Origin of the sequence: Nocardiopsis listeri (genome assembly GCF_020741345.1) — a bacterium.
GTDB lineage: Bacteria > Actinomycetota > Actinomycetes > Streptosporangiales > Streptosporangiaceae > Nocardiopsis > Nocardiopsis listeri_A.
The window spans coordinates 1-20,970 of sequence record NZ_DYZD01000276.1; the positions used below are offsets into that span (position 1 = coordinate 1).

The 20,970-nt window shown below is 69.1% G+C and carries 23 protein-coding genes and 1 tRNA gene; 11 read left to right on the top strand and 13 right to left on the bottom strand.

The features are described from left to right. Positions 1-76: 76 nt before the first annotated feature. Together K8V84_RS14720 and K8V84_RS14725 are read right to left on the bottom strand one after the other, a co-directional pair. A tRNA-Met gene (locus K8V84_RS14720) sits at positions 77-153 on the bottom strand. 159 nt (positions 154-312) lie between these two features. Further along, positions 313-3,282, bottom strand: a complete 2,970-nt coding sequence (locus K8V84_RS14725; protein WP_304075134.1) for a UPF0182 family protein — start codon at positions 3,280-3,282, stop codon at positions 313-315. Positions 3,283-3,535: 253 nt separating this feature from the next. Here K8V84_RS14725 and K8V84_RS14730 point away from each other — a divergent pair, with 253 nt between their 5' ends. Beyond that, entirely contained in the window at positions 3,536-4,045 is a 510-nt protein-coding gene (locus K8V84_RS14730; protein ID WP_304075137.1) for a PPA1309 family protein, read from the top strand. A gap of 246 nt (positions 4,046-4,291) precedes the next feature. On the opposite strand, the gene K8V84_RS14735 is transcribed toward K8V84_RS14730, so the two are convergent. The 3 genes from K8V84_RS14735 to K8V84_RS14745 all read right to left on the bottom strand — a co-directional run bounded on the left by K8V84_RS14735 (position 4,292) and on the right by K8V84_RS14745 (position 7,117). After that, complete coding sequence (locus K8V84_RS14735; RefSeq protein WP_304075177.1) at positions 4,292-5,359, bottom strand: PDZ domain-containing protein; 1,068 nt, start codon at positions 5,357-5,359, stop codon at positions 4,292-4,294. Positions 5,360-5,495: 136 nt separating this feature from the next. Further along, positions 5,496-5,933: a molybdenum cofactor biosynthesis protein MoaE gene (locus tag K8V84_RS14740; protein ID WP_304075138.1), complete on the bottom strand. Its 438-nt coding sequence runs from the start codon at positions 5,931-5,933 to the stop codon at positions 5,496-5,498. A gap of 113 nt (positions 5,934-6,046) precedes the next feature. Next, on the bottom strand, positions 6,047-7,117 hold the full coding sequence (locus K8V84_RS14745; RefSeq protein ID WP_304075139.1) for an NAD-dependent epimerase/dehydratase family protein: 1,071 nt from the start codon (positions 7,115-7,117) through the stop codon (positions 6,047-6,049). Positions 7,118-7,240: 123 nt separating this feature from the next. Here K8V84_RS14745 and K8V84_RS14750 point away from each other — a divergent pair, with 123 nt between their 5' ends. The 3 genes from K8V84_RS14750 to K8V84_RS14760 are packed head-to-tail and all read left to right on the top strand — an operon-like array spanning position 7,241 to position 9,608. Beyond that, positions 7,241-8,662 carry a zinc-dependent metalloprotease gene (locus K8V84_RS14750; RefSeq protein ID WP_304075142.1) on the top strand — a complete coding sequence of 474 codons (1,422 nt, stop codon included), beginning with the start codon at positions 7,241-7,243 and terminating at the stop codon, positions 8,660-8,662. Continuing rightward, positions 8,659-9,219 (top strand): NUDIX hydrolase, encoded by a 561-nt coding sequence (locus tag K8V84_RS14755; protein WP_304075144.1) that lies wholly within the window; start codon positions 8,659-8,661, stop codon positions 9,217-9,219. The genes K8V84_RS14750 and K8V84_RS14755 overlap by 4 nt, the downstream gene beginning before the upstream one ends. A gap of 26 nt (positions 9,220-9,245) precedes the next feature. Further along, entirely contained in the window at positions 9,246-9,608 is a 363-nt protein-coding gene (locus K8V84_RS14760) for a hypothetical protein (protein WP_304075146.1), read from the top strand. 14 nt (positions 9,609-9,622) lie between these two features. On the opposite strand, the gene K8V84_RS14765 is transcribed toward K8V84_RS14760, so the two are convergent. The 6 genes from K8V84_RS14765 to K8V84_RS14790 form a co-directional block, all read right to left on the bottom strand. Beyond that, the gene (locus K8V84_RS14765) at positions 9,623-10,189 is read right to left on the bottom strand and encodes a M48 family metallopeptidase (protein WP_304075148.1); all 567 of its coding nucleotides are present in this window, start codon (positions 10,187-10,189) and stop codon (positions 9,623-9,625) included. Between the two features lie 280 nt (positions 10,190-10,469). Beyond that, positions 10,470-10,628, bottom strand: coding sequence for a hypothetical protein (locus tag K8V84_RS14770; RefSeq protein ID WP_304075151.1), 159 nt, complete (start codon positions 10,626-10,628; stop codon positions 10,470-10,472). A gap of 56 nt (positions 10,629-10,684) precedes the next feature. Continuing rightward, complete coding sequence (locus tag K8V84_RS14775) at positions 10,685-10,963, bottom strand: WhiB family transcriptional regulator (protein WP_304075153.1); 279 nt, start codon at positions 10,961-10,963, stop codon at positions 10,685-10,687. Positions 10,964-11,158: 195 nt separating this feature from the next. Continuing rightward, positions 11,159-11,506, bottom strand: a complete 348-nt coding sequence (locus K8V84_RS14780) for a hypothetical protein (protein WP_304075155.1) — start codon at positions 11,504-11,506, stop codon at positions 11,159-11,161. A gap of 252 nt (positions 11,507-11,758) precedes the next feature. Continuing rightward, on the bottom strand, positions 11,759-12,649 hold the full coding sequence (gene tesB, locus K8V84_RS14785; protein ID WP_304075156.1) for an acyl-CoA thioesterase II: 891 nt from the start codon (positions 12,647-12,649) through the stop codon (positions 11,759-11,761). After that, complete coding sequence (locus K8V84_RS14790; RefSeq protein WP_304075158.1) at positions 12,642-14,750, bottom strand: ATP-dependent DNA helicase UvrD2; 2,109 nt, start codon at positions 14,748-14,750, stop codon at positions 12,642-12,644. Before K8V84_RS14790 ends, tesB begins: the two co-directional genes overlap by 8 nt. 257 nt (positions 14,751-15,007) lie before the next feature. Here K8V84_RS14790 and K8V84_RS14795 point away from each other — a divergent pair, with 257 nt between their 5' ends. Together K8V84_RS14795 and K8V84_RS14800 are read left to right on the top strand one after the other, a co-directional pair. Then, a complete protein-coding gene (locus tag K8V84_RS14795) occupies positions 15,008-15,268 on the top strand; it encodes a mycoredoxin (protein ID WP_067605958.1) in 261 nt (86 codons plus the stop codon). Positions 15,269-15,438: 170 nt separating this feature from the next. Beyond that, positions 15,439-15,858, top strand: coding sequence for an ANTAR domain-containing protein (locus tag K8V84_RS14800; RefSeq protein ID WP_304075161.1), 420 nt, complete (start codon positions 15,439-15,441; stop codon positions 15,856-15,858). A gap of 100 nt (positions 15,859-15,958) precedes the next feature. Here the strand turns inward: K8V84_RS14800 and nudC are convergent, their stop codons facing one another. Further along, a complete protein-coding gene (gene nudC / locus K8V84_RS14805) occupies positions 15,959-16,909 on the bottom strand; it encodes an NAD(+) diphosphatase (RefSeq protein WP_304075163.1) in 951 nt (316 codons plus the stop codon). 124 nt (positions 16,910-17,033) lie between these two features. Further along, positions 17,034-18,410, bottom strand: a complete 1,377-nt coding sequence (locus tag K8V84_RS14810; protein WP_304075164.1) for a dipeptidase — start codon at positions 18,408-18,410, stop codon at positions 17,034-17,036. A gap of 84 nt (positions 18,411-18,494) precedes the next feature. Between K8V84_RS14810 and K8V84_RS14815 the strand changes: the two genes are divergently transcribed. The 5 genes from K8V84_RS14815 to K8V84_RS14835 form a co-directional block, all read left to right on the top strand. Beyond that, a complete protein-coding gene (locus tag K8V84_RS14815) occupies positions 18,495-18,881 on the top strand; it encodes a metalloregulator ArsR/SmtB family transcription factor (protein WP_304075167.1) in 387 nt (128 codons plus the stop codon). A gap of 26 nt (positions 18,882-18,907) precedes the next feature. Next, a complete protein-coding gene (locus K8V84_RS14820) occupies positions 18,908-19,390 on the top strand; it encodes an SRPBCC domain-containing protein (RefSeq protein ID WP_304075169.1) in 483 nt (160 codons plus the stop codon). Positions 19,391-19,470: 80 nt separating this feature from the next. Then, positions 19,471-20,013, top strand: a complete 543-nt coding sequence (locus K8V84_RS14825) for an EF-hand domain-containing protein (protein WP_304075171.1) — start codon at positions 19,471-19,473, stop codon at positions 20,011-20,013. A gap of 214 nt (positions 20,014-20,227) precedes the next feature. Further along, the gene (locus K8V84_RS14830) at positions 20,228-20,557 is read left to right on the top strand and encodes a DUF4333 domain-containing protein (protein ID WP_304075173.1); all 330 of its coding nucleotides are present in this window, start codon (positions 20,228-20,230) and stop codon (positions 20,555-20,557) included. A 111-nt stretch (positions 20,558-20,668) separates the two neighbouring features. Next, on the top strand, positions 20,669-20,970 hold a 302-nt coding region (locus K8V84_RS14835; RefSeq protein ID WP_304075175.1), incomplete at its 3' end, for a DUF4184 family protein.

Sequence of the window (20,970 nt, forward strand, 5' to 3'; positions counted from 1 at the left end):
GGAACGGCGTCGCTTCGCCGTCGAATAGGCCGTATACGAAAAAACACCGGGTGGATTTCTCCACCCGGTGTTTCCTTGGTAGCGGGGACAGGATTTGAACCTGCGACCTCTGGGTTATGAGCCCAGCGAGCTACCGAACTGCTCCACCCCGCGTTGTTGTGTCTTCAGATTAGCGTGCTTGGGGGGACAACACCAAATCGGCTCACGGAGACCCGGGACACCCTCCCCGCCGAAGCCGACGGGGCGGGCCCCGAAGGTACCCGCCCCGCTCGTCAACGCCTCGTCGAAGCCTTGCGGCCCTCGACTTCGCGGCTAGTCGCCCGCGGCGTCCTCGAGAGCCTCGAGGGCCTCACGCAGACGCTCGTTGGCCTCGTCGCTGTTCTCCTGGGCCTCTTCCCACGCCTCGACGGCCTCGTTGAGGGCCTCGGTGAGGTCGGAGTCGCTCCCGGAGCCGGTGTCGGAGTCGCCCTCGGACGGATCCTCGTCCTCGGTGCCCTCATCCGGGTCCGGCAGCGGCCCTTCGCCGCCCTCGAACAGGTTGTTCAGGGCGTCCTGGAGGTTGCTGCCGATGGCGACCTCTTCACCGAAGCCGACCATGACCTGCTGGAGCAGCGGGAAGGACGCCGCTCCGCCGCCACCGGCCTGCACGTAGAGGGGCTCCACGTAGAGCAGACCACCGGCGAACGGCAGGGTCAACAGGTTGCCTCGCGTCACCTCGGCGTTGGACTGCTCCAGCGGGAGCAGGACCTCACGCACGTCGGCGTCGGAGTCGAACGCGTTCTGCACCTGCCCGGGGCCGAAGATCACGGTGCTGCGGGGCAGCTCCAGCAGCTGTAGCTGGCCGTAGTCGTCGGACTCGGGGTTGCTGTCCACCGCCATGAAGGCGGCCAGGTTCTCACGGCCACGCGGCACGAACGTGCTGGTCAGCGAGAAGCTCGCCTCTTCCGAACCCGGGAAGTTGATGGTCTGGCGGTAGGGCGGCTCGGAGACCTCCCCCTCCTGGGTCGGGTCGTCGGGAACCGACCAGAAGTCCTGACCACCGTAGTAGGACGCGGCGTCGGTGACGTGGTACTCGCGCATGATCTCGCGCTGCACCTTGAACAGGTCGTCCGGGTAGCGCAGGTGCTGGACGAGCTCGTCGCTCATCTCGTCCTTGTCGACGATCGTGCCCGGGAAGGCGTCCTCCCAGGTCTTCAGGACGGGGTCCTCCTCGTCCCAGCCGTACAGGGTGACGGTGCCGTCATAGGCGTCGACGGTGGCCTTCACCGAGTTGCGGATGTAGTTGACCTCGTTGCCGGGAAGCGCGCCGACCTGCTGCGCGGAACCATCGGTGAAGGTGTCGGTCACCGCCTGGGTGAAGTCGATCCGGTTGGCGTAGGGGTAACCGTCGGAGGTGGTGTACCCGTCGACGATCCACTGGATCTTGCCGTCGACCACGGCCGGATAGGGGCGGCTGTCCACGGTCAGGAACGGCGCGACCTTCTCGACGCGGTCCAGCGGGTCACGGTCGAAGAGGATCCGCGAGTCACTGGTGATCGCGCTGTTGAGCAGGATGCTCGTTTCCTGGTACTTGATCGCGAACAGGATGCGGTCGAAGAAGTTGTTCAGTGGCACGCCACCGTCACCGTCGTAGCGGTTGTACTGCTGCGAACCGCCCTCTCCGCCCTCCTGGGAGCCCTCCTCGGCGCCCTCCGCGTCCTCGGCGGGGCTCTCCTCGCCGCCCTCGTTCTCGGCGGGCGCACGCGCCTCGTCGGCGTCCGGGCTGGACTCCACCGCGTCCTCGAGGGTGGGAACCTCCGGCTCCTCGTTCTCGGCGTCGAGGGGGAAGTCGTACTCCTCCTCGGCTTGGACGATGACGTAGTCGGCGCCCTCGCGACCGTAGTAGATCCGCGGCTCGTACTCGCCCGCGACCTCGCTCAACTCACCGCGCGGCGGGATGTTGTACTCGGTGAAGACCGGGCGGCCCTCGTCGTCGATCAGGTTGCCGGCGGCGGCGACCATGCCGAAGCCGTGCGTGTAGATCAGGTGCCGGTTCAGCCAGTTGTCCTGGTCCGAGGGAGGACCGTCCAGCTCACGGACGGCGACGATCGTGTCGATCAGGTTGCCGTCGGCGTCCGGGTAGCGGTCGACCTCCAGCACGTCCGGGAACTGGTAGAAGCCACGGACCTGCTGCATCTGCTGGAAGGTCTGCGAGACCACGGCCGGGTCGGCCAGACGCACGCTGGGAATGGTGTCGGCCTCGGCCGCGAGCTCCTGCGGGGTGAGCTCCGTGGTGGCGTCGTAGTCGATCACCTCGGTGTCGGCGACCCCGTACGCCTCACGCGTGCTCTCGATGTTGCGTTCGATGTAGGGGCTTTCCAGGCGCTGCTCGTTGGGGTTGACCTGGAAGCGCTGGACGATCTCCGGGTAGGCCGTGCCGACGACCACCGCCGAGAGGACCAGCAGGCCGAGGGAGGCCACCGGGATCATCGTGTTCTTGAAGGCGATGTTGGCGAAGAACAGGACCGCGCAGATCACCGAGATGACGGTGAGGATGGTGAGGGCGGTCTTGACGGCGTTGACGTCGGTGTAGGAGGCACCGAACGTGTACCCGCGGTTGGAGAAGACCAGTCCGTAACGGTCCAGCCAGTAGGAACCGGCGCGCAGCAGCACGAAGATGCCGAGCAGCACCGAAAGGTGCACCCGGGCCGCGGGGGTGGCGCGCTGACCGGAGTCGTTCTGCAGGCGGACGCCGCCGTACAGGTAGTGCACGATCACCGCGGCGATGAACGCCAGGATGACCGCCGCGTACATGTAACCCAGCAGGATCCGCAGGAACGGGTAGGTGAACGCGAAGAAAGCGATGTCGATGCCGAACTCGGGGTCGGCGACACCGAAGTCCACGCCGTTCACGAACTGCAGGTAGGAGCGCCAGTCACCGCTCGCCGCGGCGCCGGACAGCAGCGCCAGGGCGCCGATGGCGATCCAGAAGAAGAGCTTGCGGTGCGGGTCGATGGACTGCCGGTAGCGGTCCAGCCCCTGTTGTTCCAGGCTCATCGGCCGGATGCCCGGCCTGGCCCTGTAGGCGAAGAAGATGCTGACACCGACGATGACGGCCATCACGAGTGCCGCGACCGCGAACAGTAGGACCCGGGTCCACAGCTCGGTCAGAAAGACATTGGTGTAGCCGACGGAGCTGAACCACTTGAAGTCGGTCCAGAAGTTCGCGGCGAGCATCAGCCCCGCGATGATGACGACCACGGTCGCCGCGACTGGCGCGAGCAACCTTGATCGGCGAGGCATACGCGCAGGTGGTGCGCCGGGCGATCGGAAGCTCACGCCTCCCCCTCGTTCTGGCTTGGTAGGTGTGGTCGGTGCGCGTGTGGCGCTCTATGTTGAGAACTTATTCGGTGGCCGCCAGGTTCCCGAAATCGCCCCTCGGCGGGTGACAAGCCTGCATCGTTGGTGTATCGGAGTCGCAAACGGACGGCACCCCTGCGACCCTACTGGCCGTGAACGGGCGCGGCGAGGCTCCCACATCGGCCACCATGGAAACGTGTCGAACATTCGCGAAGCCGTCATGGACCTGGAACGCCACGCAGCCGAACAGGGTTGGGATCGCCCTCTGGGGCTGTACGCCCTGGTCCCGACCAGTGAGCTGCTGGCAGCGGAACCCGCTCTGGCGAGTCTGTTGGGGATCGATTCCCCCGCCGACCCGAACGAGCTGACCCCGGTCGAGCAGGAGGAACTGCCTCCTGACGTCCCATTGGAGGAGGCGTTGGGCAGCATCCTGTGGCCCGAGGGCGTGGCCGGCTGTGCCCTGGTCATGGAGCGTTTGGTGGTGAAGGGGTCGGACGAGACCCTGGCCGCCGACGAGGACCCCACCACTTCCGGCAAGGAGACCGAGGAGATCCGCATGGTGGCGGGGGTGCTGCGCGACGGCTCCCGGCACTGCGCCATGCGGATGCGCGGGCACGACAGTGAGGACGAGGTGCTCAACGGCCCCGACCTGATCCCGGCGCTGACCTCCGCCCTCGCCCTCACCCTGGACCTCGACGAGGGCTGAGGTCCTGTTCTGCCCGGTCCTTTCGCCGGCGCTTCGGACCACCCGGCCACCGGCGGTTCCCCTGGCCGAGCGGGCGGACGCGCAAGGGCCCCGCACACTGAACTGCTCCTGAACTGCTCCCTGGAAGTTGGACTGGAAAATCCAGTTCCATCAACCAGGGAGCAGTCCCATGAGAGCGAGCAGCACGCTCACCCCCGCCCAACGCCGGACGGTGTCGGGGGCCCTTTCACGTCGTGCGACCTCGCGCTAATCGCAACGGGGGAGGTCGTCGCCGCCCTCGCGGATGGTCTCCAGGGCGCCCATGGCGTCGGTGAGCGTCTCGACGCGCACCACGTCCAGTTCCCCGTAGGCGGCGGACTGGGCGACCTGGGAGCAACTCTCGGCGGCCACGAAGAAGTACTCGGCGCCGTCGCGCTGGGCGCTGACCATCTTCTGTGGGATGCCGCTGATGCCACCGACCCGGCCGTCGGAGGTGATGGTTCCGGAGCCGGCCACCTGGGCGCCGCCGGTGATGCTCTCCTCGCTGAGGCGGTCGATGATCCCGAGCGCGAACATCATGCCCGCGCTGGGTCCACCGATCTCCCCGACGCTGATGTCGATGTCGACGGGAAAGTCCATGTCGTCGGCGATGAGGATGCCGACGGCGGCGGCACCGCTCTCTCCCTCGACGGTCTCGATCTCGACCTCGACCTCCTCGCCGTCACGCTCCAAGAGCAGTTCGACCGGCTCGCCCACCCCACGGTCGCCGACGTGTTCGACCACGAAGGCGCTGCCGACGAGTTGTTCCTTGTCGTCACCGGAGGTGCCGGTGGGGACGGGCTCGCCGTCCACCGCCAGGACGCGGTCACCGGACTCGACGACGCCCTCCGCCGGCATGTCCTCGACGGCCTCGGCGACCAGCGGGATCGCCTCGTAGTCGATGTTGAGCTGGTTGAGGGCGGCGGCGGTCGCGTCGGTCTGGGAGTCGTTCATCTGGACGGTCTGCCGCTCGGTCACCTCCTCCTGGGAGCGCCCCGCGGGGAACAGCAGTTCCTCGGGCAGGACCGCCTGGCTGGGCGAGAGCCACGCCGTGACGAGGGTGAAGAGGTTGAGGCGGTGGTCGGGTCCGCCCGCGTACTGCACGGTCACCATGGACAGCGAACCGTCGTGCTCGTAGTCGTCGGCGCCCTCGATGCCGATGATCGGCTCCCCGCCCTCCTGTTCCCCGAGCGTGTTCAGGGTGACGCCCGGCGCCGCGACCAGGTAGGGCATGGGCAGCAGGAGACTCCCGTACCCGAGCCCGGCAAGCAGGACGAGTGCGGCGACAAGGGTCATGGCACGACGAAGCATGTGCATACCTTAGAGCCCCTCGGATACCTCCGGTGTTCGTCCCCTGTCGACTCGAGGGCGCCCGGGCACGAGCGTCCGGGCGGCGGGGACGGGGGCTTCGGAAGCGGTCAGGGGCGATGGTTCAGGGTGAGCCGACCCATTCGGTCTCGCCGTCCTGGAAGGCCTGGTTCTTCCAGATGGGCACCTGTGCCTTGAGGTCGTCGATGAGGCGCCGGCAGGCCGCGAAGGCCTCTTCCCGGTGCTCGGCGGAGGCCGCGACGACGACGGCGAGGTCACCGATCTCCAGATCTCCGACCCGGTGGGCGGCGGCCATCCGTACGACGGGGCGCCCCGGGACGGTGGTGTCGCTCAGCACCTTCTCCATCACCTCGCGCAGGCGGGCCTCGACGGTGGGGTGCGCGGAGTAGGACAGGGCGGCCACGTCACGACCGTGGTCGTGGTCGCGCACGGTCCCGATGAAGACGGCGGTGCCGCCGGCCCGGGGGTGGGTCACCGCCGCGAGGACCTCGTCGACGGACAGGGGTGTTTCGCGAACTGCCGCGAGAGTGATCTCTTCCACAGGTGAACCGTATCAATCGGTGGGGTGCACGCGACGTTCGCACGTGCCGTGACCGGTGCGGACGGACCATGCGGAAGGTGCGCGTACGCGGCTCCGACCGGGAGAACCGCGGGTCAGCCCTTCCCGCGCTTGCGCAGGTGACGGATGGCGGCGACGGTTCCGATGGTCGCGGCGGCCGCGCCCGCCGCGCCGGCGGCGGCGGTGATGGTGGCCTCCTTGCGACCGAGGGTGCGCCCGGCGATGGCGTGCTTGCCCCTGCTGGACTCCAGCAGCACCCGCAGGGTCGACTCGCCGTCGTGCGTCGGCTTCCAGCCGGCCTCGCGCAAGGAGGTGCAGTCCACCACGCACGGATAGACCAGGAACTTGATCTCACCGGCGGCGGCCGGGGTGATGCGGGCCTGGTGCAGGCGACGCACCGCACCGAAGGCGAGGTTGGCGGTGACCTCGAAGTGCTTCATCTCGGCGATCGCCTCGACCTCCCCCTGTGTCAGGGTCCCCTCGGAGGCCACGGCGACCACGCCGTCGCGTCCCGTCACGCCGTTCAGGGCGCAGAAGGCGAGCGCGGAGGCCAGGTCGTCCTCGTGGCAGAACTGCCAGTGCTGTTCGTGGCCCTTGACGGTGAGCAGTCGGGGCGCGGCGAAGTGTCGACTCAGGAGCGTGTCGAGCTCCGGCCCGACCAGTGGCGCGGGGCGCACGACGGTCACCGTCAGGCCCGGGTGCGCGCGGCGGGCCCGTTCGGCCAGTTCCTCCACCGCGGCGAAGTCGCCCATCAGGCCCTCGCTGTTGTCCGACAAACGACCGGAGTCCTCTGGCAGCGGGACGGGGTTGTCCGGCGTCGCTCCATAGACCATGCTGCTGGTGACGAGGACGACCCTGGGGACACCCGAGGCGGCCGCGGCGGTCAGTACGGTCTGGGCCGCCAGGATGTTGTGTTCGCGCCGACGCGCCGGCTTGGTGTCCAGGGAACGGTCGTCGGCGGTGTGCACGAGGACGTCGATGCCCTCCAACCGGGACACCAGCCCCGGATCGCAGACGTCGGCGATCCGCCAGGTGACATCGCGCAGGTCGGCGAACTCCTGGTCGATCGCGATGATCTCGCGGGCCCGGATGGAACCTTCTGGCGCGGCCAGGCGTTGCACGAGAAGCCGGCCGACCCCGGTGGCGGCACCGGTGACGGCGACCACCGTTCCCGACCGTCCCGGGGAGCTGTGCTCTGGGCGAACCTGGCTGCTTTCGGTATTCACTCCGGGCGACTCCCAGCTAACGTGACAGTGGAGACCAAACCTAATCCTGCCTGAGGTCTGATTGTGAGCGACCTGCCTTTCGGTTTCAGCATGCCGAACGATCCCGATGACGAGTCCGGACGCCGTTCAGGCGACTCCGGCTCGGGTGCCGGCAGCGGCCGCCCGGGCGGGGGGGACTCCGGAACACCGGACGGGTTCCCGTTCGGGAATCCGCAACAGATGGCCGACATGCTCCGCCAGTTCGCGGACATGATGTCGTCCCAGCCCTCCCCCGGCCCCGCCGGGGAGTCCGCGACGTCCTCGACGTCCGGCATCAACTGGGACATGGCCAAGAACATCGCGCGGCACAGCGTGTCCCAGATCGGGGACCCGAGTGTGCCGCCCGCCGACTACGCACGGATCGAGGAGGCCCTTCGCCTCGCCGACCTGTGGCTCGACCAGGCTACCGACCTCCCCTCGGGGATCCAGACCGCTCAGGCCTGGAGTCGGTCGGAGTGGATCGAGAAGACGATGGCCACGTGGGCGCAGCTGTGCGACCCGCTGACCGCCAAGACGGTCCAGGCCATGGGGCAGAACCTGCCCGAGGAGATGGCCTCCATGGCCGGTCCTCTGCTCGGCATGATCCAGCAGATGGGCGGCATGATGGTCGGCCAACAGGCCGGTCAGGCCATCGGCGGGCTCGCCCAGGAGGTGATCGGAACCTCCGACATCGGCCTGCCGCTCGCCGGTGAGGGCAACGCCGCGCTGCTGCCCTCCGGGGTGGAGAAGTTCAGCGAGGGCCTGGAGATCCCCGCCGACGAGGTCCGCCTGTACCTCGCCGCCCGCGAGGCCGCCGTGCACCGCCTGTACTCGCACGTGCCGTGGCTGCGATCGCACCTGTCGCGCCTGGTCGAGGAGTACGCCGCGGGGATGTCCTACGACGTCAGCGGCCTGGAGGACAAGCTCGGGGAGATCGATCTCACCAATCCCGAGGCGATCCAGGAGATGATGTCCGGCGGCATGGGCGCCGAGGGGCTGCTCCAGCCGGAGGACACCCCGCAGCAGAAGGCCGCCCTGGGCCGTCTGGAGACCACCCTGGCACTGATCGAGGGCTGGGTGGCGACCGTGGTCGCCAAGGCCGTGGACGGACGACTTCCGCAGGCCGGTGCGCTCGCCGAGACCACCCGGCGCCGTCGCGCCACCGGTGGCCCCGCCGAGCACACGTTCGCCGCACTGGTCGGCCTGGAACTGCGTCCACGTCGGCTGCGCGAGGCCGGGGCGCTCTGGAGCGCGCTGGAGGAGGCCCGAGGGGTCGAAGGGCGCGATGCCGTGTGGCAGCACCCGGACCTGATGCCCTCCGGTGACGACCTGGACGACCCGAACGGTTTCGTGAACGGTGGCTCCGACGAGGGGGTCGACTTCGACATCTCGTCGCTGACCGACCCTGACGGGACCGAGAGGTCCAAGCCGGGCGACGAGGACCAGGACGAGAAGGGCGGCGAGTGAGCCTTCACGAGGACGCCCGGGCGGTACTGACCGCCTGGGCCGCCCCCGACGCCGGGCAGGAGGAGCTGCGCGCCTCCTACCTGGCGCACCTGGAGTCCCACGACGACGCCATGTGGCGCACCTGCCTGCCCGGGCACCTGACGGCGAGCGCGGCGATCCTCTCCGCCGACGGCTCACGGGTCGCGTTGGTCCTGCACCGGATCCACCGGATGTGGTTGCAGACCGGCGGTCACTGTGAGGGCCACGACACCACCATGGTCGGTGCCGCGCTGCGTGAGGCCACGGAGGAGTCCGGCATCGCCGGGATCACCGTGCTGCCCGAACCGGTCCGCCTGGACCGGCACTCGGTGCCCTGCGGGGGCGGAAGCCTCCACCTCGACGTGCAGTTCGCCGCGGTGGCCCCCGACGACGCCGTGCTGGTGCGCGACCCCGATGAGTCCGCGGATCTGGGCTGGTTCCCGGTCACGGACCCACCCGAACCCACCGACGACTCGGTGCGCGACCTGGTCGCCGCCGCGGTCGCCGCCGTGACGGCGCACGGCCCCGTCCACCCCTGAGGCCGACCCACCCCCGAGGTCGTGACATGTCCCTGTTCACCATCGTCGCCCTGGCCGGCGGACTCGTGGCCCACCTGTTCTACCGGCGGCTGCGCATGGCGGCCCGGGAACTGCTCTTCGACGAGCGGGCCGGTCGGGTCGGCACACGTGAGGCGGCCCGCATCAGGTACGGACACACGCGTCGTTCGTTCCGTGCCGCGCAGCTCGTCTGCGCGTTCTTGGCCCTGCTCCTGCTCGCGGTGACCGGCCGTGCGGCGGTCTCCGGTTCCTGGAGCGGTACGACGACCTACGTCATCCTGGTGTTCGGCGCGTTGTTGCTGGCCGGCGGGTACCTCCTGGCGCGGTCGTACCGCGAGATGAGGACGGCCGGCGCGGCCGTCGACGGCTGAGCGACCCGGCGGGGCTACTCCTCGAAGGCGACCTCGTCGTCTTCGAGGTCGTCGTCCTCGACCGCGTGGGCACAACCCTCGGAACGGCTGCCCGCACTGTAACCCTCCAGGTAGCCGCGAGCCCGGTCGGCCTTGGGGTACCGGCGCACCAGTTCCCAAAAGTCCCGACCGTGGTGCGGGATGTGCAGGTGGGCGAGTTCGTGCACGAGCACGTAGTCGACCACCCATGAGGGCATGCCGGCGACGCGGCGGGAGATGCGGATGGTGCGGGTGTCCGGGGTGCACGAACCCCAGCGGGTGTTCTGGTTGTCGACCCAGCGAACGGTGTCGGGGAGTCGGCTCCGGCCGAGGTAGCGTTCGGCGAGTTCGACGGCGCGTTCGTGGAGTTCGCGGTCGCCGCGACGGCGCCGCCCCTCCTTCGCCTCGAGTTTCCGCAGCATCTGGTCCACCCAGCGCTTTTCCTCTGCGCGGGAGAACGTCGCGGGCACGAGGACGACCGTGGTGTCCCCGTCCCGGTAGGCCGACACGGTACGTCGGCGACGAGGACTGCGTCGTACCTCGACTTTGGTGTTCGAGGGCACGAAGTTTACGGTAGCCCAGAGGAGCGTTTCCGAACAGGTGTGCCGTGTTCCGATATGTCAGCGAGTCGACCCGATGTCCGGGTCACCGCCCGGGGCGGGAAGCGCCACGGTGTAGCACGTTCTGCCCTGGCCAGGCCCCTTCCGCGGCGGTGAGAGAGCGCACACGACCCCGCCGGGATTCGCGCCGATCGGCATTTTGGTTATCGAAACGAGACCGGACGGTCTCCCGAGTTCAGGGGACCGCCCGGTCGCGTTCACCGAGTCACCGCGTGCGCCGGCGTCAACATAGCCGCGACCACGCGATTTCCATGATCGCTTCCTCCGCTCGGCGCTCCTCCCGCTGGCGGGCGCGCAGCTGTCGGGCGCCGATCCTTCTGAGCTGGTGCTCGTGCGGCTCCTGCTCGGTCCGCTCCACCATTCGCATGAGTTCCTGCATCATCGCTCTTCGAGTCCTTCTCGGTCGTACGTTCTTCGTGGGACGAGGTCGTCGTGGCCTCAGGCCGCGACGGGGGCCGGGTTCTTGCGGGGACGACCACGCGGGCGCTTGCGCGCCACCACCTGGCCGGAGACGAGCAGCTGCCCGCCCCAGACGCCCCACGGCTCACCCCGCTCCAGGGCGTCCGCCAGGCACTGCTCCTTGATGGGACAGTCCCCGCAGATGGCCTTCGCCGCCTCCACATCGGCGGGGGCCTCCGCGAAGAACAGGTCCGGCTCTCGACGGCAAGGGATAGCGACCTCACCCAGCTGGGGCGTTACCAGGACCGACGCAAGCATCGGTGCCCTCCAAGATCTTTGATCGTTCGTACAACGCGGTCGGTGTTCGGTCACCGGAACCGGTCCGGTGAGGGACCTGGACTCTGCGATGTCGCCGTCCACTCCCCGCCCCTTGGGGACGGAGGGTCTGACGGAGATACAAAGAAAGCCGCGGGCCCCTTTACTGGGGTCCGCGGCCACGGAGTGGAACGCCGGCTAGGCCGGTGTCCTCCGTGGACACTCCCCCAGAGCGCCGTAACGGCGCCGGGTTTCGTTCAGGGCGTGGATGCCACCGGTGAACTTGCCGCGATCAAGGGCAAGTCCGGACTCGTCGCACAGGGCGCCGATGACACCGGGTTCGGACACACTGGTCCCCTCGAACACGGGAATGCCACTGAGCAGGCCCGCGCCAGAGGCGGCCATGCCGCCCGGGGTGTTCATACGGTCGCCACCGAAGGCGCGCTCGAAGGCGTCACCGCTCAGGTCGGCACCCGGGCGGAAGGACGGCGAGAACAACTGCCAAGCGGTTGCGAGACCGGTGGTCTCCTGGTTCTTCGTCATCATCAGATCGGGCACCTCCTTCAAAGTCGGGTACAGGGTCTTGCACCTGCACCGAGAGCGGTCATTGCGACGTTGTACACACTACGGTCGCCGGGCAGAAGACGGCAACCCATTTTTGACCTGGGAAAACGTCCGCATCCGGCCAGAACCTCCACGGAATGACAAAGGACCGGAGTTTGTTCACGCACCCCTTCCGGACCCCATCCGACACATACCACCTGGTAGCCGCCCCGACCCACCGAGCGGTCCTATCGGTCAGGACCAACCCTCGGCGTCGACGACGCGGATCATCCCCTCCTGCACGACCGAGCAGACGAGCTGTCCGTCGCGGGTGTACACCAGGCCTCGGGCCAGACCCCTCGCGCCCTGGGCGGTCGGGGACTCCTGCGCGTACAAGAGCCACTCGTCGGCGCGGAAGGGGCGGTGGAACCACATGGCGTGGTCCAGGCTGGCCATGGCGATGCCGGCGAACGAACGCCCGTGCCGGAGCAGGACGGTGTCCAGCAGCGTCATGTCGGAGGCATAGGTCATCAGGCACACCTGGGTGAGCCGGTCGTCGGGCAACCTGCCGTCGACCTTGAACCACACCGGGTTGGTGGCGGTCCGCAGCTCCGGGTCGCGTTCGGCCTCGAAGGACATCGCGCCCACCGGCCGCATCTCGATGGGGTGCCACTGGACGAAGTTCGGCACCTTGCCGAATGCCTCGCGCAGCCGTTCCCGGGTGCTCGACAGCTCCTCGGGCGGCGGCACGTCCGGCATCGGGATCCGGTGGTCCAGCCCGGGTTCCTCCTTGTGGAAGGAGGCCGACAACGTGAAGATCGCCTTGCCGTGCTGGATGGCCACCACCCTGCGAGTGGTGAAGGAGCGACCGTCGCGGACCCGGTCGACCTCGTAGACGATAGGCACCGACGGATCGCCCGGCCGGATGAAGTAGGCGTGCAGGGAGTGCACGTACCGCTCGGCGGGCACCGTCCGGCCCGCCGCCACCAGGGCCTGACCCGCGACCAGACCACCGAAGACCCGTTGGGGTCCCTCCTCCGGGCTGATCCCCCGGAAGATGTTGTCCTCGATCCGCTCCAGGTCCAGGACCCTCAGCAGCTGGGCCAGGGACTGCCCGCCATGGCCGACGTCGAAGCCGTCACTCATCCTCTTCCTCTCCGTCATCGGAAGTCGGACCCTCCGGTTCGTCGCCCGCCACGAGCGCGAGCACCGCCTCACCGTAGCGATCCAGTTTCACCGCGCCGACCCCGGAGACCGAGGAGAGCTGGGACACGCTGCCGGGCTCCTGTTCGGCGATGGCCTGCAGGGTGGCGTCGGTGAAGATCACGTAGGCGGGGACCTTCTGCTCCTGCGCGGTTCGGCGCCGCCAGTCGCGCATCCGTTCCAGCAACGCCTCGTCGTAGGTGGAGGGACAGTCCACACAACGTCCGAGTTTGCGCTCGGTGACGTCGGTGAGCGTGTTGGAACACACCCGACAGCGCATCACCCCGCCCTTGCGTCGGTCCCGACGCCCGCCGGTGGAGGGCGAGGCGGGCCGCAACCCGTCGAGGAACCGCGAGGGCTTACGGGTCTTACGACCTCCGGGTGAGCGCGCCAAAGACCAGGACATCGCCAGGTGTTCACGGGCACGGGTGACGCCCACGTAGAACAGCCGGCGCTCCTCCTCGACCTCGTCGTCGCTCTCGGCGTAGATGATGGGCATCATGCCCTCGGTCAGTCCGACCAGGAACACCGCGTCCCATTCCAGGCCCTTGGCGGCGTGCAGGGAGGCGATGGTGACCCCCTCGAATCCGGGCGCGTGTTCGGTGGCCATGCGCGTCTCGAGCTCGTCGACGAAGTCGGCCATGGTCGCGGACCGCCCACCGGGGCCGGACTTGGCCGCCATGTCCTCGGCCAGCTGGGCCAGTGCCGAGAGCGACTCCCAGCGTTCTCGGGCCTGACGGCCCTCGGGCGCGGTCTCGGTGAGCCCCATCTGGGACAGCAGGTGGCGCACGGTTCGCACCAGGGGTTCGCCCTGCTCGTCGGCGGCGCCCTGTCGGGCCCCGCGCAGGGTGTGGACGGCCTGCCGGATCTCGGGACGCTCGAAGAAACGGGTGCTGCCGCGCACGGTGAAGGGCACGTTCTGGTCGCTCAGCGCCTGCTCGTATGCGGCGGACTGGGAGTTGATCCGCGTCAGGACCGCGATCTCGCTCGCGGGCGTCCCCTCCTCCAGCAGGACACTGATCTTGCGGGCGACCCCGGTGGCCTCGGCGAGCTCGTCGTCGTACTCCTGGTAGATCGGGTCCGGCCCGTCGGGGCGCTGTGCCCGAAGGGTGAGGTGGTCGGTCGCGGCCGTGCCCTTGGCCTGGCCGATCACGTGGTTGGCCACGCGAACGACCTGGGGGGTGGACCGGTAGTCGCGGACCAGCCGTACCACGGTGGCGTGCGGGAAGCGGTCGCCGAACCCGGTGAGGTAGCCGGGGGTGGCGCCGGCGAAGGAGTAGATGGTCTGGCTGGGGTCGCCGACCACGCACAGGTCGTCGCGGTCGCCGAGCCAGGCGTCCAGGAGGAGTTTCTGCAGTGGGTTGACGTCCTGGAACTCGTCGACGACGAAGTATCGGTACTGGTCACGGACTCGTTGGGCGATGGCGGGGTACTCGTTGATCATTCCCGCGGTGAGTTCGAGCATGGACTCGAAGTCGAGCAGGTTGCGCTCGCGGCACAACTCCTCGTACGCCTCGAAGACCCGGGCGACCTCGACCGCCGGCATGGGGGCCTGCCGGCCGGCCTTGACGATGGCCTTGTCGTAGTCGCCGGCGCGCACCTGCGTGACCTTGGCCCACTCGATCTCACTGGCGAGGTCGCGCAGCCCGGTCCGGTCCGGTTGTAGTCCCACGGCGTTGGCGGCGCGCGCCACCACCTTGATCTTGCTGTCGATCAGGGTGGGCTTTTCCCCGCCGACCACCTGTGGCCAGAAGAAGGAGAGCTGACGCAGGGCCGCCGCGTGGAAGGTGCGGGCCTGAACCCTGGGCGCGCCCAGGGCGCGGAGTCGTCCTCGCATCTCACCGGCGGCGCGCGCGGTGAAGGTGACCGCGAGGACCTGCTGTTCGGCGACGACCCCACCGGCCACGGCGTATGCGATCCGGTGCGTGATGGCCCGGGTCTTGCCCGTACCGGCACCCGCCAGGATGCACACGGGGCCGCGCAGCGCGCGTGCCGCCTCGGTCTGTTCCGGGTCCAGTCCCTCCAGGACGCGGTCGGGGTCCATGGTGCTCCTGAATCTGGTCGGACGGGTGGGTCTGGGCGGACAGTCTCTCAAGTATCGGCGCCCACCGGAGCCGATCGTCCACGGCCCCACCCTGAACAGGCCGAACGAACCGAGTGACACATTCCAGAACCAGTCGCGCCTGTGAGGCGTCCCACGTTGTGTCGAACCGCCATGGGAAGCGGCTCGGGTTCCCCGGTGTTGGAACCATCGGGATCTTCCCGAACCATGGCAGTCGACGCGGAAAAGACGTGAGCGAGATGACGAGTACCGGTACCGAGCGATTCACGATGTACACCACCCCCTGGTGCGGCTACTGCAAGCGGCTCAAGAGCCAGCTCTCCCGGGAGGGCATCACCGGCCGAGAGGTGAACATCGAGGAGCACCCGGAGGCCGCGGAACTCGTCTCGAAGGTCAACGGTGGGAACCAGACCGTCCCCACCCTGGTCTTCAGCGACGACTCGGCGATGACCAACCCGTCGCTCGCTCAGGTGAAGAAGAAGTTGGCCGAGCTGGCCTAGGACCGACGGCGCGGGCCGCCCCACGCGGCCCGCGCGACGGGGAGCCCTCCCTCAGGGCGAACGCACCCCGGTCCAGGGCGGCCCGGTCGACACCGGCAATCCTGTACATGACGGGGAGTGTGGAGTTGGGGGACGACGTGAGGCCTCATGACATTGCGACCACCGACACGGTGGACGCCGAAGTGGTGCGACGCACCCCGCACGGGTGGCGCGTGGGCGGTGGACAGAGCCGCCACGACGCCCCGGATCTGATCAGCGCGATGGTCCTGGCGGACCTGCTCACCTCGGAGGCCGGGGGCCCACGCCCCCGTGCCCAGGCGCCGGGTCGGGCGCCCGAGGGGGCCTCGGAGGTGGACCGCCTGAAGCACACCATCGCGCAGTTGGAGCACGCGCTGCACTCCCGTGTGGTGGTGGAGCAGGCGATCGGCGTTCTGGCGGAGCGGCACACGATGCCGCCGCGCGAGGCGTTCGAGCGGCTGCGCTCCTCGGCGCGTTCGCGTGGGCGCAAGGTCGCCGACCTGGCCCGAGACGTGGTGGAGAGCAGCACCAGCCCGCTGACCGTCCTTCCGGACGAGCTCGGCCAGATCTGATCTTGGTCTCCGGTCCGATCGGGCCGGCCCACCGGGGGTGGTGCACCGCGGACCGTCCGATACGGGGGATGGACGGTCCGCGGCTTCAGCGTGTTCGGGGCTACCAGCCGCCGGGCAGACGACCCCCGAACCAGTGCTCGATGAGGGTGCGGGCGATGGAGACGCGTCCGGGCAGGATCACCTCGCCGGCCTCCGCGGCGGCCGCGAGTTCGGGACGGGTGAACCAGCGGACCTCGGAGATCTCGTCGTCGGTGGCCGTGGTCTCCCCCACCGCGCGCGCGGTGTAGCCCACCATGAGGCTGCGCGGGAACGGCCAGGGCTGGGACGACAGGTAGCGAGGATCCTCCACGATCACGCCGGTCTCCTCGGCGACCTCGCGGACGACCGCCTGTTCCAGGGACTCCCCCGCGTCGACGAACCCTGCCAGCACCGAGAAGCGTCGGGCGTCCCAGTTCGGGTTGTGGCCCAGCAGCGCCTCGTCCCGACCGTCGCGTTCACGGTGCACCAGCATGATCACCGCCGGATCCATCCGGGGGAACTGCTCGGTGCCCTCCTCCTCGCAGACCCGTACGTGCCCGGCCTTCTCGATCCGGGTGCGGGAACCGCAACGGGGGCAGAAGCCGTGGGTGGCGTTCCAGTTGGCCAGGGCGATGGCCCGGGTGAACAGGCCGGTGTCGTGGTCGTCGAGGACCGCGCCGACCTCGCGCAACGAGGCGGGTTCGGCGACCGGGTTGGCGGTCAGCTCCTGGTCGGAGCGCACCGCGAAGTACGCGCGTTCTCCGTCGCTGCCCAGGAGGTAGCGCTCCCCTTTGGGCGCCTGCTCGGGTGTGGTGAGGACGAGTTCGCGGGTCCGGCCGGTGGTGACCAGGGCGCGGGACTGCTTGGCCAGCAGCGCCTGCCAGCCGTGGCTTCCGGGTTCGCCGCCCTCCAGGACCAGCACTCGGGTGTTCGTGTCGGCCCAGGCCTTGGCCAGCCACTCGTCGTCACCTCGACGGTGTCCGGCGGAGTCGACCGAGGCGCGGGAGAGTGCGGGTACGGCGTCGAAGTCCATGGGGCCTTCCTGTAATCGTGCTCGACACACCAGGTGTAACGCGTTCGGGGGTGCCGCGCACTCCCGACGGATGAACCCGCGCACTTCCGGGTGAGAAGTGCGCGGGTGCGACCGTTGGGCGGGCTCAGGCCCCCTTGCCCAGTTCCTCCCACAGGTAGGCGGCGCTCTCGGCGCCCTTGAGCAGCAGCGGCATCTCGACCTTCTCGTTGGGGGCGTGGATACGGTCCTCGTTGAGGCCCACGGCCACGAACACCAGAGGGGTCCGGAGGATGTCGGCGATGTCGGCCTCGGGTCCGCTGCCGCCCTCGCGGGTGAAGAGGACCTCCTTGCCGAAGGCCCGGCCCATCGCGGCGCGGGCCGCCTTCAGGGCGGTGGAGGACAGGTCGGAGGAGCAGGCGCGCACGCCGGGACCACCGAACTCCAGCTCGGCGTGGACACCGTCGGGGGTGTTGGTCTCCACGTACTCGCGGACGCGGTCCTGGATCGTCAGGGGCTCCTGCCCGGGGACCAGGCGGAAGCTGATCTTGGCGTGCGCCGAGCGCGGGACGATCGTCTTGCCGCCGGCACCGGTGTGGCCGCCCCACATGCCGTTGATCTCGGCGGTGGGCCGCAGCCAGACGCGCTCCAGGGTGCTGTAGCCCTTCTCACCACGGGCCGCGGTGGACGCGGCGGTGGCCAGCCACTCCTTCTCGTCGAAGGGAAGCCGGGCGATGAGTTCGCGCTCCTGTTCACTGGCCTCGACGACACCGTCGTAGAAGCCGGGGATCGCGACGCGGTCGTCGCCGTCGTGCAGCCCGGAGAGCAGGTCGCTCATGATCTTGAGCGGGTTGGGGACGGCGCCGCCGAAGGAGCCGCTGTGCAGGTCGCGTTCGGGCCCGTACAGGTTGATCTCGACGTCGGTGACCCCGCGCATGCCCACGCACATGGAGGGGGTGTCGGGAGCCCACATGGTCGTGTCGGAGATGACGGCGACGTCACAGGCCAGACGTTCACGGTTGGTCTTCATCAGCTCGGCGAAGTGCACCGAACCGGACTCCTCCTCGCCCTCGACCAGCAGCTTGATCGTGACCGGCGGAGCCTCGGCTCCGGAGGCGGCCAGGGCCGCGCGCACGCCCAGGGCGTGGAAGAGCACCTGGCCCTTGTCGTCGGAGGAGCCGCGCGCGTACAGGGAGGTGCCGCGTTCGGTGGGGACGAACGGTTCGGTCTCCCACTCGTCGAGCGGGTCGACCGGCTGGACGTCGTGGTGGCCGTAGACCAGCACGGTGGGCGCGTTCGGGTCGGCGGCGGGCCATTCGGCGAACACGGCGGGCAGGCCGGGGGTCTGCCAGACCTCGACCGTTGGGAATCCGGTCTCGGTGAGGTGACCGGCGAGCCACTCCGCCGAACGTCGCACGTCCTCGTGGTGTGCGGGGTCGGCGGAGATCGAGGGGATCGCCAGCCACTCCTTGAGCGCGCTGAAGAACTCGTCCTTGTGGTCGTCGATGTAGGCGCGTGCGTCCATATCTCGTCCTTGTCCTGGACATCCTTGTCGAATTCGACCATAGGACCTGGACGTACAGGACGTGACACGTTAACCTACAACCAAATGGTTGTATTTGATGTGACCGGCGAGAACGAGCACGTGGACCGGTTGTTCCACGCGCTGTCCGACGCCACCCGCCGTGACATCCTCCACCGCTCCGTGGAGGGTCGCCTGTCGGTGTCCAGGCTGGCCGAGGACTACCCGATGAGCTTCGCCGCGGTGCAAAAACACGTCGCGGTGCTGGAACGGGCCGGCCTGGTCGTCAAGGAGCGTCGCGGGCGCGAACAGCTCGTTCGCACCGAACCCGACGCCCTGCACCGAGCCCGCGCCGCCCTCGACCGGATCGAGGGCCTCTGGCGCGGACGCGTGGATCGCATGACCCTGCTGATCACCGAGGGACCCCGGGACCCGGGCGAGGTCGAGGACGAGACCGAAGCGTCCGGCACCTGAGCACGTTGCTGAGAGGAACCGAGCCGATGAGCGTCACCAGCGTCGACAAGGACTTCGAGAACCGCACACTCACTCTGGTCTGCGACTTCCCCGTCGGTGTGGAACGGGTGTGGGAGTTGTGGGCGGACCCTCGGCGGTTGGAGCGATGGTGGGGACCGCCGACCTACCCCGCGACCGTGGAGAAGCACGAGTTCACCCCCGGGGGTGACGTCACCTACCACATGACGGGACCGGAGGGCGACCGGCATCCCGGCTGGTGGCGCGTCCGCTCGGTGGAACCGCCGACGACCTTGGAGTTCCTGGACGGGTTCGGCGAGGTGCCGGGGGACGCCGGGGGCATGCCGACGGTCACCATGCGCCTGGAGATCGGCGAACACGGTGATGGCGCCCGCATGGTCCTGCGCTCGACCTTCGAGTCCGTCGAGGCCATGGAGCGGATGGTCGAGATGGGCATGGACGAGGGCATGAGCGCGGCGATCGGGCAGATCGACGACCTGCTCGCCGCCTGAGCAGGGGGAACCACTCGGAGCTCGTGGCACTCTGACGACAGGGGCGGGAAAGGCCCGCCCTTGATTCGGAGGAGACCCGCGTGAGCACCAACCCCCGTATCGCCGCCCGGTTCGGCGATCTGTTCGACGTCCTGGACACCGACGGCGACAAGGCCGTGACCTGGGCCGACTATCAACGGCTCGTGGACCGCTACCTCGCCGGTTACGGGCTGGAGGCCGATGAGGACCGGGCCCGGGCGATCCAGGCCGCGTACGAGTCCCTGTGGCGCAAGCTGGTCGATCTCTCCGGGGACCGGACCGGTGGGCTGGACCGGGACTCGTTCGTGGGCGCCATGCACGCCGCTTCGGAGGACCGCAGCCGCTCCAACGCGGCCGAGGCCGTGGCCGAAGCCGTCTTCGACCTGCTGGACGCCGACGGGGACGGCCGGATCAGTGAGGCCGAGTTCCTGGTCTACGCGAAGACGCTGGGCGCCGAGGAGACGGGCGCCCGAGCCCGGTTCGCGCACGTGGACACCGACGGAGACGGCGACATCAGCCGCGAGGAGTTCGTGTCGTCCGCCCGTCAGTACCTGTTCGGCGACGACATCGACTCGCCCGGCGGGTTCGTCTTCGGCGTGGTCTGAACAGGCGATGAGAGCGGCGGTGACCTTTTCACGGCACCGCCGCTCCGCACGCTTCCACACGGCCTTGGCAGCCGACCTTGCGCGGGCGCGGGTGACCGGGCGAACGCGGAACGCAAGAACACGAACGCGCATCGAAATGTCCGCTTCAGGAACCAAGGCCCTGGTTCTCGGGTCGATTCGTATGGCCCATCCCGGAAGAACCAAGGAGGACACGATGCGCCAGGTCCACAGTGATCGGATCACCGCCGTAGCGGCTCTCGGAGCCTTGCCCCTGCTCCTGGCGGGCTGCTCGTTCAGCTTCGGTGGACCGGCCGCCGTTCCCGCCGACGACGTCGCCGAGCAGTCGTCCGCCGAACTGACGGAGGTCGTCGGCCAGACCCCCGACTCCTTCACCTGTTCCGAGGACCTTCCCGCGGAGGTCGGCGCAGAGATCCGCTGCGACCTCGTGGACGGCGCCGACACCTACGGCGTGACCATCACGACCACCTCGGTCGACGACTCCAACGTGGACTGGGACATCCAGGTCGACCAGACGCCCCGGTAGCCACGGGTCTTCGGCCCGACGACGGCGGCCCTGGTCACGCCCGCGAGTGCGGTCGATCGGGCCTCCGTCGGTTCCGTTCGAACGGGCTCCGCCGGTTGCCAGGGTGACGCCGTGCCGTTGACCTTCGCTCACCCCTCGGCGGTTCTTCCGTTGTTCCGGACGCCCTTCGTTCCCGCCGCGCTCGTGGCGGGGTCGATGAGTCCGGACCTGCCCTACTTCCTCGGCGCCACCGGTACAGCGGTCACCGCGCAGTCCTGGTACGAGCCGTTCTTCAACGCCACGACGTCGCACTCGCCCCTGGGCGCGCTGACCGTGTCACTGCCCATGGCCCCAAGGACTCAGTCGGGTTCGGGCAGGCGGGTGAACAACGCGGCCAGCCCCTCGCCGTCGAGCAGGTCCACGGGCCGCACGGT

Excerpts from the sequence above, each read along its gene's own strand:
- K8V84_RS14735 (WP_304075177.1), bottom strand. The coding sequence starts at position 5,359 with ATGACCCTTGTCGCCGCACTCGTCCTGCTTGCCGGGCTCGGGTACGGG.
- K8V84_RS14815 (WP_304075167.1), top strand. The coding sequence starts at position 18,495 with ATGGTTGTATTTGATGTGACCGGCGAGAACGAGCACGTGGACCGGTTG.
- K8V84_RS14790 (WP_304075158.1), bottom strand. The coding sequence starts at position 14,750 with ATGGACCCCGACCGCGTCCTGGAGGGACTGGACCCGGAACAGACCGAG.
- K8V84_RS14795 (WP_067605958.1), top strand. The coding sequence starts at position 15,008 with ATGACGAGTACCGGTACCGAGCGATTCACGATGTACACCACCCCCTGG.
- K8V84_RS14810 (WP_304075164.1), bottom strand. The coding sequence starts at position 18,410 with ATGGACGCACGCGCCTACATCGACGACCACAAGGACGAGTTCTTCAGC.
- K8V84_RS14770 (WP_304075151.1), bottom strand. The coding sequence starts at position 10,628 with ATGATGCAGGAACTCATGCGAATGGTGGAGCGGACCGAGCAGGAGCCG.
- K8V84_RS14820 (WP_304075169.1), top strand. The coding sequence starts at position 18,908 with ATGAGCGTCACCAGCGTCGACAAGGACTTCGAGAACCGCACACTCACT.
- nudC (WP_304075163.1), bottom strand. The coding sequence starts at position 16,909 with ATGGACTTCGACGCCGTACCCGCACTCTCCCGCGCCTCGGTCGACTCC.
- K8V84_RS14725 (WP_304075134.1), bottom strand. The coding sequence starts at position 3,282 with ATGCCTCGCCGATCAAGGTTGCTCGCGCCAGTCGCGGCGACCGTGGTC.
- K8V84_RS14780 (WP_304075155.1), bottom strand. The coding sequence starts at position 11,506 with ATGATGACGAAGAACCAGGAGACCACCGGTCTCGCAACCGCTTGGCAG.
- K8V84_RS14760 (WP_304075146.1), top strand. The coding sequence starts at position 9,246 with ATGTCCCTGTTCACCATCGTCGCCCTGGCCGGCGGACTCGTGGCCCAC.
- K8V84_RS14830 (WP_304075173.1), top strand. The coding sequence starts at position 20,228 with ATGCGCCAGGTCCACAGTGATCGGATCACCGCCGTAGCGGCTCTCGGA.
- K8V84_RS14775 (WP_304075153.1), bottom strand. The coding sequence starts at position 10,963 with ATGCTTGCGTCGGTCCTGGTAACGCCCCAGCTGGGTGAGGTCGCTATC.
- tesB (WP_304075156.1), bottom strand. The coding sequence starts at position 12,649 with ATGAGTGACGGCTTCGACGTCGGCCATGGCGGGCAGTCCCTGGCCCAG.